The organism is Butyrivibrio sp. VCD2006 (genome assembly GCF_000423925.1).
GTDB lineage: Bacteria > Bacillota > Clostridia > Lachnospirales > Lachnospiraceae > Butyrivibrio.
The window spans coordinates 60,080-73,201 of sequence record NZ_AUIX01000036.1 but is presented as its reverse complement, the minus strand read 5'-3'; the positions used below and the strand labels follow the sequence as shown (position 1 = coordinate 73,201).

At 41.9% G+C, this 13,122-nt stretch carries 12 protein-coding genes; 1 reads left to right on the top strand and 11 read right to left on the bottom strand.

Going from position 1 to position 13,122, the window contains the following annotated elements:
• Positions 1-19 precede the first annotated feature (19 nt).
• The 6 genes from G586_RS25060 to G586_RS0112890 form a co-directional block, all read right to left on the bottom strand.
• Entirely contained in the window at positions 20-2,260 is a 2,241-nt protein-coding gene (locus G586_RS25060) for a leucine-rich repeat protein (protein WP_026528093.1), read from the bottom strand.
• Between the two features lie 620 nt (positions 2,261-2,880).
• A complete protein-coding gene (locus G586_RS0112910) occupies positions 2,881-3,123 on the bottom strand; it encodes a hypothetical protein (RefSeq protein WP_026528092.1) in 243 nt (80 codons plus the stop codon).
• Between the two features lie 115 nt (positions 3,124-3,238).
• Positions 3,239-4,603, bottom strand: a complete 1,365-nt coding sequence (locus G586_RS0112905) for an MATE family efflux transporter (protein ID WP_026528091.1) — start codon at positions 4,601-4,603, stop codon at positions 3,239-3,241.
• A gap of 203 nt (positions 4,604-4,806) precedes the next feature.
• Positions 4,807-5,298 (bottom strand): hypothetical protein, encoded by a 492-nt coding sequence (locus tag G586_RS0112900; protein ID WP_026528090.1) that lies wholly within the window; start codon positions 5,296-5,298, stop codon positions 4,807-4,809.
• Between the two features lie 35 nt (positions 5,299-5,333).
• Positions 5,334-6,056, bottom strand: a complete 723-nt coding sequence (locus G586_RS0112895; protein WP_026528089.1) for a hypothetical protein — start codon at positions 6,054-6,056, stop codon at positions 5,334-5,336.
• Between the two features lie 138 nt (positions 6,057-6,194).
• Positions 6,195-7,868 (bottom strand): sensor domain-containing phosphodiesterase, encoded by a 1,674-nt coding sequence (locus G586_RS0112890; protein ID WP_026528088.1) that lies wholly within the window; start codon positions 7,866-7,868, stop codon positions 6,195-6,197.
• Positions 7,869-8,084: 216 nt separating this feature from the next.
• Here G586_RS0112890 and G586_RS23030 point away from each other — a divergent pair, with 216 nt between their 5' ends.
• Entirely contained in the window at positions 8,085-8,522 is a 438-nt protein-coding gene (locus G586_RS23030; protein ID WP_035773268.1) for a PH domain-containing protein, read from the top strand.
• Between the two features lie 272 nt (positions 8,523-8,794).
• On the opposite strand, the gene G586_RS0112880 is transcribed toward G586_RS23030, so the two are convergent.
• The 5 genes from G586_RS0112880 to G586_RS25055 form a co-directional block, all read right to left on the bottom strand.
• Positions 8,795-9,922 (bottom strand): D-alanyl-D-alanine carboxypeptidase family protein, encoded by a 1,128-nt coding sequence (locus G586_RS0112880; protein WP_051204789.1) that lies wholly within the window; start codon positions 9,920-9,922, stop codon positions 8,795-8,797.
• 6 nt (positions 9,923-9,928) lie between these two features.
• Positions 9,929-10,993 (bottom strand): tetratricopeptide repeat protein, encoded by a 1,065-nt coding sequence (locus G586_RS0112875; protein ID WP_026528086.1) that lies wholly within the window; start codon positions 10,991-10,993, stop codon positions 9,929-9,931.
• Positions 10,994-11,037: 44 nt separating this feature from the next.
• Entirely contained in the window at positions 11,038-11,412 is a 375-nt protein-coding gene (locus tag G586_RS0112870) for a RidA family protein (RefSeq protein WP_026528085.1), read from the bottom strand.
• Between the two features lie 180 nt (positions 11,413-11,592).
• Positions 11,593-11,835, bottom strand: coding sequence for a hypothetical protein (locus G586_RS0112865; protein ID WP_026528084.1), 243 nt, complete (start codon positions 11,833-11,835; stop codon positions 11,593-11,595).
• On the bottom strand, positions 11,832-13,115 hold the full coding sequence (locus tag G586_RS25055; RefSeq protein ID WP_051204788.1) for a GDSL-type esterase/lipase family protein: 1,284 nt from the start codon (positions 13,113-13,115) through the stop codon (positions 11,832-11,834). Before G586_RS25055 ends, G586_RS0112865 begins: the two co-directional genes overlap by 4 nt.
• Positions 13,116-13,122 lie beyond the last annotated feature (7 nt).

The following is a 13,122-nucleotide window of genomic DNA, read 5'->3' as shown; positions in this document are numbered from 1 at the left end:
CAGATTGCTTATGAAAATATCAACCCTTTTTGAATTTGAACACAGCCTTTTTTGCTCCGGCCTTTTTGATCTTCTTCACAAGCCTGTTATATACCTTCTTATTCTTGCAGATAATCGTTATCTTCGCACCTTTTTTGATGTTCTTGAAGCTTCCTGAGCCAACTTTCTTAAGATTATTGCCATGTATTGCGATTTTCTTAAGCTTTGTGCATCCACTGAATGCTCCACTTCCAATTTCCTCAATATTTTCTCCAAGAGATACAGAGGTCAGTTTCTTGCAATTCTTATATGCATTACCTGCGATTTTAACAATCTTATAAGTATTACCGTTCTCCTCTACTGTATCTTCAATCTTAACGCTCTTGATACTCTTGTTATCTTCCTTCGTTACAGTAGCTTCTCCGGTTGTATCAACTGTAAACTCATTCTCTCCGGAAGTGATCGCAGTCGGCTCTTGCCCGGGATCCGGAGTTGGTATTGGATCCGGTGCGGGTCCAGAATCCGGTGTGGGGGTTGGCTCCGGTGCGGGTTCAGGATCCGGTGTGGAGGTTGGCTCCGGTGTAGGGGTTGGATCTGTGGTTGGCGTGGACTGAGAATTTTCATCATCTGTAGTGCCATCACCACTTGGATTTTCATTCTGATCGTTGTTGCCATCGCCACTGGGAGTCTCATTCTGGTCATTATTGCCTTCACCACCGAGAGTCTCATTCTGGTCATTATTGCCTTCACCACCGGGAGTCTCATTCTGGTCATTATTGCCTTCACCACCGGGAGTCTCATTTTCATATAATACTCTTACTTTACAGTTTAACTTATACCCTCCATCGGCAGCTTCAGCTGTAACAATACATGTTCCTTCACCAACAGCTTCATATCGTCCGTTTTCGTCAACAATCAATACATCCTCATTGTCACTGCTCCAACTAATTGTCTGATTATCAGCATCTATCGGTAGCACATATGCATAAAAAGTTCCTCTTTCCCCCTTGTTAATACTCATTTGTGCCAGATTCCAAAATATGCCTGTTACAGGTACATTTTCACTTCTTCCACCTCTGTTAATGTACGCCCGAACTCCTTCATAATTGTATTTTGTTCCTCTGGCAATTGGTGAATTATTTGAAAAGCCGTCCCTATATCTTTGTGATGGATCAATCTTAATATTGTGGTTATACCCGGCATGATTAGATATATCATCCGTAGTAAGATGATAAAAAAGATGATATACTGCGTCCTTCTCTTCTTTACTAAATGTATTATCAAGTTCCTGATCATCCCATGTTGCATCTACTTCATACCATTCCCCATCCTGATTAACTATATTCCAGGCATGTCCTCCATTATTTGCTTGTCCACCAATTACTCTTGATTCAACTGATATACCCTCTAAAAGATATGTATATGCCATAGCATATCCATCACAAACTGATTTATGGTTAATCAGTGCTCCATAAGCTGTATGCCCTAAATCATATGGTGCGCGTTCAGCTGGCAAATTATAGCAATCATTATCATATGTATTTATTTCAAGCAGTTTGTCATGTATAGCTAATTCTCTACCAATCACTCCTACCGCACCGGTTATATCCCGGTCAGATAGAATTGCTGTTCTAGCCCTTCTCAGCTCTAATGTCATCGCGTTAAAAGTTTCCTGTGAAAAGTCGTTATACGGATCACATGAAAGATAAATACACGCATTATATATCTCTTTCCCTGTTGCAGGATTCATCTCTGTACCGACTAAAAAACCTTCATGACAAAGTGTAAGCTGCAAATTATCTATATGATCATACTTAGCTGCTTCCAATGCATTATTAAAAGCTGTAAAAAATGTCGGATCCTTTGTATTAAGTTTGGTGTCCATCTCCGAAGCAAACTGAATACATCCAGCATCGCTATCTGATTCCGGCCACTCTCCACTAGGATAAACATATTCACTTGCTTGAATAAGTGCGGTATAAATGGCTCTTTCGTAATCCGTGGTGAGTGAATAATAATGTTCTCCTTTATCTACATTATTACTTACATGATACTTAGACCCACGTACCTTCACCCTTCGCTTACCGATTATCGTAGGTTCTAATTCTATTACCTTAAAATCTTTTACCCTCGCCAAATCATTCGTTGGAAAATTCATCTTTATTTTTCTTGCAGCGCTTACATCTATTGAAGTCCTTGGCAATCCTGCAGAAAGCATAAATACAGCTATAAGAAGTGATGAAATAATCGATAATACTCTCTTTTTAATCTTCTTCCCCATAAAAATACCTCTCTATCTGTAAATATGAGCTTGTACTCATATTCTAAACGCCATTATACAATTTTTATTCTAATTATAATTCTATCATTTTTATTGCCGTTATAGCCGTATAACATCTTACATTTTTATTAAAAAAGCAGATAAATACTATAAAAATGTACTATCTTATCTAAATACAGGGAGATTCGCGACAACGCTGAAGATTTTGATTTAGTTGATTGATGACAATACTGATGATTTTAACTTAGACTATTGACAGCAACCTTACAGATTTTAATTTAGGCGATTGACGACTACTCAGAAGATTTTATTTTAGGCGATTGATAACTACTTAGAAGATTTTATTTTAGGCGATTAGTCAAAAATCCCCCAAAAACAAAATTCATGACTTCTTGCGGACAAAGAGGTAAGTACTCACAGGAATTCTGCGTTCAAAGGAGTCATGAGAAATCATTAAATCATAGATTCAACATGCTCAGGTATCTATGATTCAGACTTTTTTCTTGTTTTCATAGATGGAATGGTAGATTTACCGTTTTTCCTGGGTTTTGTAATCTTCAAATCTAACAAGGTTCTCAAACTACTTATCCACAATTTCACGATATCTCTTAATTCCTTCCTCAAAAAGGATAATCAAGTCCTTCGTTTGTAATAAATCTATGTCCTGTAAAGTCTTCACGTCTTCTAGCAAAGAGATCTTTTAATATCCCCGCCGCCTCGTAAGATGAAAGAGGAGCTGGATTATCCTCTTTTCCATCTGTCCTGATCCACCCTGGATGGACTGCAAATATGTTGACTTTCTTCTCGTCCTTGAAGGTGTTGTAGAGATTCATTGTCGCCATGTTAAGGGCTGCTTTGCCCATTCCGTAACCTATCTATGTTCGTCCTGTAGCATTTCTCAATACTTCCGGCTTCTGATGAAATGTTCATTATCAGTGCCATCATATACTGAAGCAAGATGTCATTATTCCCAAACGGTCACTCTTCCTCAATCTCCCTCATCTTCTTACTGTAAACTCTCTTAAAGAAAAATGCGGAAAGCGCAAGGGACGCAATCTCGGCGATGGGGAATGCCCACCAAACTGCGTTAACATTGCCTGTTCTTGCAAGAAGCCATGCCACGGGAATCAGAACAACGAGCTGACGTCCTATTGAAACCGCAAGCGAATAAATGCTCTCGGAAAACGCCTGGAATACTGAGCCAAGGGCAATGCAAACACCTGCAATGGGGAAGCTCAGGCTTATGATTCGAAGGGCCGGTTTTCCTATAGCGATCATATCGTATGACGCATTAAAAAGGCCAAGCAGTCTGTCAGGCAGAATCTGGAAAGTAATAGTACCCACTATCATAATTGAAGCTGCAAGAGCAACAGTAAATCTCAAAGCCTCATTTATTCTCTTTTTCTGCTTAGCTCCCAAATTATATGCAAGCACCGGAATAAGTCCGTTGTTTAATCCGAAAATTGGCATAAAGAAGAAGCTCTGAAGCTTGAAATATACGCCGAATACCGCTGTAGCTGTTGTTGAAAAAGCGATAAGTATAAGGTTCATGGCATAGGTCATAAGTGAACCTATGGACATCATTAGGATTGAAGGAACACCTACATAGTAAATCTCTTTTACAATGTCAGCCCTGGGACTGAATATCAGTGAAAACTTAAGGTGAACATCAGGATTAAGAGCTATATTGCAGTACAGACCAATCAGAGTACCGCATATCTGTCCAAATACCGTTGCAAGTGCTGCACCTGCAACACCCAGCTTTGGCGCACCGAACAATCCAAAAATCAGGATCGGATCCATGATTATGTTGATGATGGCACCCGACATCTGAGAGTACATACTATACAGAGTTCTGCCTGTCGACTGAAGCATTCGCTCAAAGGTCATCTGACAGAACACACCGATTGAACAGCAGCAGATGATTGTAAGATAAGATACTCCATAGCTGATGATTGTCTCATCATCAGTCTGGGTCATAAGAAATGGTTTTACAAAAAATATGCCTATAATCAGGAATAAAATATAGTTTAATCCTGTAAGCATAAGTGTTGTATTTGCTGCCCTGTCAGCACGGTCGAAATTCTTCTCACCAAGTGATCTTGAAAGAAGTGCATTCATACCGACTCCGGTACCTGATCCAAGAGCGATCATAAGATTCTGTAAAGGGAAAGCCAGTGTTACCGCAGTAAGCGCATTTTCATTGATCTGTGCAACGAAAATACTATCCACAACGTTGTACAGGGCTTGCACAAGCATCGATGCCATCATTGGGAGTGCCATAGATACGATCAAAGGCTTAACAGGCTTTACTCCCATCTTGTTTTCTTTAGTGTTTGACATTTTAACCTCGATTCATTTCTTATAGTGAACTGCATATACTTTTGCCCCTTTAACAGGTGACAATAGTATTAGATTTCTCCGGCGAAAAAAAAGAATGCCCAGAGACATTCTTTTTTTACACATGCTTTTCTATACTACAATAAACAAGTTGCAAACACAAGATTCAACTCTGCTCAATCTGTGCTTATTTGCTTTATTAAATATCAATTCCTTTTAGTGGTCTTTGAATCATCGGTCTTTTCATCGTCAGTTTTCAGATTGTTCGGGTTGTATGTACTCTTGATTCCTGCTGCCTTGTTGAATATTGTTGCAAGAGCCCTTCCGTCATTTACATGAAGCTCATGCCTGTACCATCCGCCTGAAACCTTAACAAAAAGGAATCCGTCACATCTTACGCTTGTTCTTCTGGTGCGTTTAACAGCCTTATCAAGGAAATTAGCAAGGCTGCTTCCACTGTAAATATATGCTGCAGGAATATACCAGCCGTTGTACTTCCTGATGAATGTATACTTGCCGTAAGTAACGGTAGTATTGCCATCTTCATCAGTACCGACCGTGATATTCATCTGATCCTCTTTTATTGACGTATTTGACTTCCTTGTCGTCGTAGCAGCACTTGCCGGTATTGATACCAGTGCAAATAAAAGCGCGAAAGAAAGCATCAACGCTCCAATTCTGCTTATTACTCTCCTCATAACACTTACCCCTTTTAACGATCCCGTGACTATTGTTACCCTCTGATTATGAAAGTCTCCTTATCATCTCCTATGATTTTCTTAAGCTTTTCTCTTGCTTCATCCCTCGAGTCTGCCTCCACCTCTATTCCAAAGGCAAACATTTTTCTATTCGTAAGTTTTTCTACATGCTCATTGAGCTTATCCTGTATCGCAGCAAGCGAATTATGTTGCCTTAACTCAACAATGTCTCTTGCAACGAAATCAAGATATTCTTTTTTCTCTTCCTCGGACTGCGAAAATTTCTCGATTATTCGCATCGTGTCCACAACATTCATGTAGTCGCTGGAAATATAATCCTCAAGTCCCTTCCAGTGACATCCGTCCACACTTGGCAGCTGTGACATCCAGCTATCGATATAATCATCGAAGGATATGCCCTGATTTTCAAGCCAGTCCATCGCGTACAGCTTCCAAATATGCTCGCGTTTATCGAATGTCTCCTGATCATTGATCAGCTGCATTTTCTTAAAAAGCTGCTCAACCACAGGGACTATATCCTCCTGTCCCTGACGCTCCACGTTAAATGCTTTACCGGAATACTGCGATCCATCCTTCACATTTTCCAGGGTAAGCGCGAATGAATTCTCATCAATAAGGGACATATTCACAGCCAGATCGCCCAAACGGGCAACACAAATACTGCGGTCCTTTAAAATAGAATCCCGCTGCTTGTTAAACGCATGGATCATGAATTCAGGCTTAATGTAGGTAAACATTCTTTACATTTCTATCCACCTTTCACGAGCACTTCTATCATGATTATAGCTTTTTTCAGAGCTGTAAAATCCGTTTTTATAAAATGTTTATTGTAATATCAGAAGTTATTAATAATTCCCGTGGCACTTAAGACATTACTAGCGCACAGGCTCACTGTTTTTGTACAGCGAAAGCTTTCTGAACTCCTCTAGGCTTACAGGTCTTGAAAAATAGTATCCCTGATAGTGATCCACAGGATATTTGAAAAGTCGAAGCTCCGTGTCAGCGTCGCCAACGCCCGTTGCGCAGACACTAATATTCATATTTGCCGCAAAGCCGGTAATTGCCTCCGCCATGTACCTGCTAAGCGGACTCTTACTGATATTTTCAGTGATCTCAGGTGCAAGCTTTATCATGTTGATTGGCAGTCTTGTAGCGAGATCCAGAGTGGAAAAATCGGAAACATCAAGTGCTATTCTGATTCCACAGGATTTTAGGAAAATAACCTGGCTCTTTAGATAGTCAAAGTTAATGTTGCTGGTAACACTGGAAAGCTCAATACACATGGCTGTTCCTGGGTATCTGTTTCCGCGAAGAAGCTCAACTATGGTCGTTCTGAACTCACTTCTCTCAATCTGCGCATATGTCAGGTTAAGACTTAAATAGAAATCCGGATGATCCTTTAAAATCACCAGGCCATCCTTCATGGCTTTATCAAGAATCCAGTTACCAAGCCTGTAAAAAGTGCTGTCCTGCTCAAGCCACGGAACAAATTCACTGGGAGACACATCGCCATAGGGCTCTCTGTTCCAACGAAGAAGAACCTCCGCACCCGCAAGCTTGCCGGTGTTCTTTGTTAGGATTGGCTGATAATTCAGATAGAAGCCCTTGCAGTGATCAATAACGCTCTCTCTTACCGCACCAACCAGTTCGATGGTGCTCTTGTTGTACTCAAGCTCATTATTATGAAAAATAATAAGATTTCCGTGCTTCTCGGTCTTAGAGTGTGCAAGCGCATATTTTGCACTGGTGTAGACGGCATGAACATCTATGCCACCTTCATCAACAACGATAACACCTCCGCCAAGCTCCGCAGACACCTTGGTAGTTCCTACCTTCATGCTCTGCCTTACGTAAACTCTCATTCTGGAATAAAGGCTCTTCACCTCATCGAGATCCATCTTAACAGTGCAAAGTCCAAGAATTGTGCCATCGCCTCTGTAAACATGGCCCTTTTCCCCGGCTTCATTCTGAAGCCAGTCCGCCATCAGTTTGAGCATCCTATTGCCAAACATATAGCCGTATAGTCTGTTGATATCACCAAAATCAATCACATTCACAAGAAGAAGGATATAATTCACTCCTTCATTCTCAAGCCTGTGCATGTAGTTATACATTCCATAGTGATTTGAAAGCCCTGTGATAGGATCAGTATTATCGACAATACCTTTATTGATCAGCGAACATGCATAAAAGGCCGCTTTTCCGGAATAATCCTTAATAACTACGCCCCTGCACGAGCACGCAACATACTCACCACTCTTATTTCGCGCACGATATTCAAAACTGGGATTTACACGATTTCCTTCGAAAGCGGTTAAAAGGTGCTCCCTGTAACTGGCTCTGTCCTCAGGATGAACATGAGCCTCCCACACCTGATCCGCTTTATAGACAAATTCGCCCGGAAGTCCGAAGTAATTTACAGCATTCTCGGACCATCTGGCCATATTATTTTCGATGTCATAGACATAAACATATCTGCTCTTTGAAGTAACAGCAAAAGTCTCATATATTTTGCTTATCGCTTCGTAAGTCCCCTGATTAACCAACATAACTTAATTCCCTCCCGCAAGCTGCACACATTCCGTAGTGGCTACTCAGCAATAAAACACAAACAATTCCCCAAAATTGTCCTATGTTTGTGGTAAAATACATATCATAAGTATAAATTTCATGATAATTTACTTCAACTGTTTTTAATTCGTTAGTAAAAGTGAAATGCTTTTGTTAATGGTTTTATCACAGAATTACAGATAAGGAGCAGAAAAATGAGCAAAATTTCAAATCCCGCACAGAACGAAGCTTCACTTACAGCTAAGGGAAGCTTACAGTACAAAGAATTCGGAAGACTTCTTTTCTTTGGAATACCGTGGCCTTTTAAGCGTTATGAAGTATATGATAACGAGATGACTATCATCTCCGGTTTTCTCAACATAAAAGAGGATGACTGCTTCATGTACAAGATAACAGACGTGGAGCTTTCAAGTTCACTTCTTCAGCGTATAGTTGGACTCTCCACCATCACCCTCTTTACTTCTGATGTAACCGACAAAACAATCATCATGAAGAACATCAAACATGGCAGGGAAATAAAGGACTTCATAAATCAGGAATCAGAGCGCGCAAGACTTCGCCGCAGAACAGTTAACATGCAGAACATCGGCTTCAACGATGACGTCGGCGCCGACATCGACGATTTACAGTAAGCCCCTCATCCGTCAGCTACGCTGACACCTTCCCCCTCCCAGGGGGAAGGCTTTTTTATTTTGGAATAATTAACCATCACTAAGCATATTAGCCTTAATTATTTACTAACATACAATTGTTCATATTTCCTTGAACAGCCATTTCCCACAGCTATATGAACCTAAATTATACCAATAAAGCAGCCCCGGGATATGTATTTTCCGTGCTAACCGATTATGCGTTTTTTGCAACGAGGTTAGCACGGAATATACATATCCCGGGGCGTATTCTTCTACTTCATATACGCCTGGTAAATGGCCACTTGATCGTAGATACAGCGCCAGGAGCTCCATGCGTTTGATGACACACATATGTAGTGCCCACCACTATTGGATACTGAATAGCTTGCTGCGCAGCTTCCGGACTGATTAACGAATCCGGTCTTGGCACACATAACAGTACCGCCTGTCTCCTTGTCCTCAATTCTTCTGAGGAACCAGTTAGAAATGATTATTCCGTCAGGGTGCTGCTCAGTCTTTGAAGTCTCATACTTATGGGCTGATAAAATCTCTCTCGCAAGATCATTCTCAACCGCCGCCTTCAATATCATCGCCATATCGGTGAGAGTACAGTAATGATCCTCATCATATATTCCCACGCAATTGGTGAAATGAGCAGTATCGGATAAGCCGAGCTCTTCGAGCTTTTGGTTCATCATGTCCACGAATGCTTCGTGAGAACCTGCCACGTAGGTTGCAAGTGCAAGACCTGCGTCAGCTCCGGAGGGAAGGATCGTTCCATACATCAGATCCCTTACAGTAACAACCTCATCTACATCAAAGCCTACAATACTGCAGTCATTTGAAAAGGTATAGTCTGTAATGTCCCTTGTTATCGTGAAAGTATCATCCAAATCAGTAACGTGCTCGGCTGCCACAAGAATAGTTAAAATCTTGGTCATAGACGCGGGACAAATTCTCACGTCCGCTGCTCTTTTTGCAACGATCTCAGCCTTATCAACATCTATGAGCACGGCATGCTCACTGATTATCTCCTCACTTACGATATCCTGAGTGGACTCAGTGGGACTTACTGTATAGCCATCAGCGAAGCTTGCAACCTCCGGTGAGAGTGTCTTAACCTCAATCTCCGGCTCTGCCTCCACTTCTTCCTCAGGTACCTCCACGGTCTCTACTTTAACAAGCTCCTCCTCGGGAATCGACTCCTCAATGGTAGACAGATCCGCCGCATCCTCTGTAGCTTTATCCTTATGTAAAATTAAAAAAGTCACTGAAATAACAGTTATCAATATCAGACTGGCCACTGCACCTAATATTACAAAGGTGTTTATTCTTTTCTTCTTAGGTCTCCGCCTTACATAATAACTGCTATCCAAATTCCTATATCTATTATTTCCCAATATTCATTACCTAGATGAAAGGAATATCTCCTCTCTTTCCGCATCCTTATCGTCAGGATACGCCTTCCTGTATTTTTCCATTAAAGTTTTTGCCTGCGCAAAGTTGCCGGCATATTCGTACGCAGTGATCTCATTCATAAGAAGTGCCTTGCTATACTCATTGTTCCCCAAAGCAAGTCCCGCTTCGAATGAATTGACTGCACCTTCATAATCTCCGACATTCGTCTGGCATAATCCAAGCTGATTATATATGTCAGGATGATCAGGATCCTCAGCCAGAAAAGTCTTGTAGACACTTATGGCATAGTTGAAATCACCCTGCTTCTCTCCGGTCTGTCCAAGAAGCAGAACAACAGGAGCCTTATCCATATCCCTCTCGTTTCTCGCAAGCTCAAGATAACTCTGTGCATCAGCGTTATTTCCAAGATAATAGGATATCTGACCCTTTTCATAATTCGTCATGTTCGGATCAGTGTTATTTAAGCATGATTCCAAAATCGCTTTTCCTTCATCCTCATACCCGTTGGATGAAAGTGCCTTGTAGATCATTATTCTGAGGTCATAATTGCGCCCGGCAAGAGCTATGGCTTTGTTAAAATCAATGGTCGCGCCATCGTGGTCACCGCTGTAGAGCCTTGCCATTCCGCGCATGTAATAAGCATCCTTGTCCCTTTTCCTAAGTGCAAGGATAGCGTCATAGACCTCAACAGCCTCATCATATTTTTCCTGTTTTATATAAACATCAGCCAGATAGTAGTTGGTGTCAAAATCCATATCTCCCGGGATTCCACTGGTAGCAGCAAGCGACTTTAAAAAGTTCTCGACTGCCGAGTCATACTGTCCCAGATTTTTATCAAGGATTCCTTTTGCCCTATACAGAATTCTCTGATTCTCCCCTGCTGCCTCAGCGGCATCAAAGCACGCTGCAGCTTCCTCATATTCATGACTCTCGATATAGGAAAGCCCGCGGTCAACATTTTTATGGCCCGCAAGATTCCCACATCCGCTGCTAAGAAGCAGCGCACCCAACATAACTATCAAAGTAGCTGTCTTATTACTATGTACAGCCATTTTGTTTCGTTCCTCACTTTATGATTAGGTTAAAAATCCCAGAATTATTTCAGATAAGCAATGATCTCAACTTCACATAAAACGTCCTTGGGAAGCTTTTTAACAGCTACGCAGCTTCTTGCGGGCTTGCTTGTGAAGTACTTCTCATATACTGCATTGAAAGGTGCAAAGTCAGACATCTCAGCCAGGAAGCATGTTGTCTTTACAACATGACCAAAGTCTGTGCCTGCTGCCTTAAGAATCTCACCGATATTTTTGCAAACAAGGTCTGCCTGCTCTGAGATATCTTTCCCCTCGATATCGCCTGTAGCGGGATTGATCGGTATCTGACCTGATGCATAAAGAAAATCCCCTGCCTTGATTGCCTGTGAATAAGGTCCGATTGCTGCCGGTGCCTTGTCTGTTGATACGTATTCCATAGTTTTCTCCTCCTTTAACCCTCATCCGGCACTTCGTGCCACCTTCTCCCAAAGGGAGAAGGCTTATAGGTTTTTTCATTTGCTATACGCAGTATTTTCACTACGTATAGTTTTTTTCATTTGCTATACGCAGTATTTATCACTACGTATAGTTTTTTTCATTACTACATGCAACATTTATTACTGCTTCTCAGAGTCGAAAGCGGCGGTGACATAGAAGCCGCGATCGTTCTCCTCTACGCTTAAAACCACGCCCTTGCGCTCGCTCATCCTCTCTCTGAAAGGAAAATTGGCTGACATCGCAAGTGACGGATCTATCGTATAATACACGTTACTGGGAAGCTCACCCTCAGTAACCGTGATCTCGTCGCCCTCCTTAAGTAGCCCCGGGCGCTCCATCTTAAAAACCATCTCTCTTATCATTGTGCTGTCTCTTCCGTTCCGCCATTTTCAGCGTTTTTCTGCTCTATTTCCTGCTGTAATCCCATCTGCATAAGTTCAAGATCACTCTCGGGAACAAAAGCATGGTTTTTCAAATAATCATACCATAATGCGTAGGATTTTGCTTTCAAATGTACGTTATCAAATGAAAGATCTTGTCCAAGCGCACCGTTCTCATCATCTGTTGCAGAATTCATGTCTATGTAGAAAACATGCTGATTGTCAGCAAGCGTTGAAAGTGCTTCGTTTCTTAGGTTTATCGTAGAATTCTTGAAAACTCTGTCACTCTCGCTCTTTTTATGTGTCACGTGCATAATTCCCTGAATATAAATTACAGCATCGGGCTGGAGCTCTCTTATCCTTGCAACAACCGTTCCAAATTCCGCCGCAAAGCTCTCGGCAGATCCGCTTCCAAGCTCATTGAGACCAAGCATTATATAAATCTTGGCAAACTGACTTCTCTCAAGGGCCTGTTCTATAGTCACCTTCTCCATCGGAAGCTCTTCCACAGAGCCTTCGAAGCCCTCAGGCGGCACAGCTCTTGCGTTTACAAAGGGCTTTTTACTAAATCCATAAATAGTAAGTGAAACCTTAGAGTAGAAGGTAGCACGGTCCTTAAGCTGCTCACAGTATTCAGAGAGTCCCACGGTTCTGGAATCACCTATGAAAAGAGCATCATCAAAGTACCAGTCAGGGACTGCAGTTTCAACATAATTTACCGCTTCGGGAATAGCTGCAATATTTCCTGTAGTGTCAATTACAGGCAGAGCGGCATTTCCATCCGTTACAGCATTGCCATCGGTGACTCCAGCCATAGCATTTCCATCACTTACAGAAGCATTGCCATCACTTACTGCATTTCCGTCTGTTACGGCAGCATTGCCATCAGTTATTGCCATGCCCGCATCGCCGTCAGTTACTGCATTTCCATCGGTTACATCGGGTTCAGCAAAAGCTGCATCCTCAGTGCCTTCCACTTCCTCATCAGTAGCGATATCCTCTGATTCCTCTGTAAGTTCAGGCTCATAGTCTTCGCCGGTGGTCATAGGAATGCCAAACAACTTTTCACGCAAATAAGCCACAATAAACGGATCTTCACCATCCATTATCTTCCTCAAAGGAAGCGTAAGAAGTGGCGCATCCGCGGCGCTATATTCAATTTCTTCATATACACTCTTTTGTCCAAGCGCAGCATCTGCCGTCAAAAGCAGCGCTACGACAATAATTCCCACGGACAAAAGGTGCCTCGCGAGTTCTTTCATAACATCC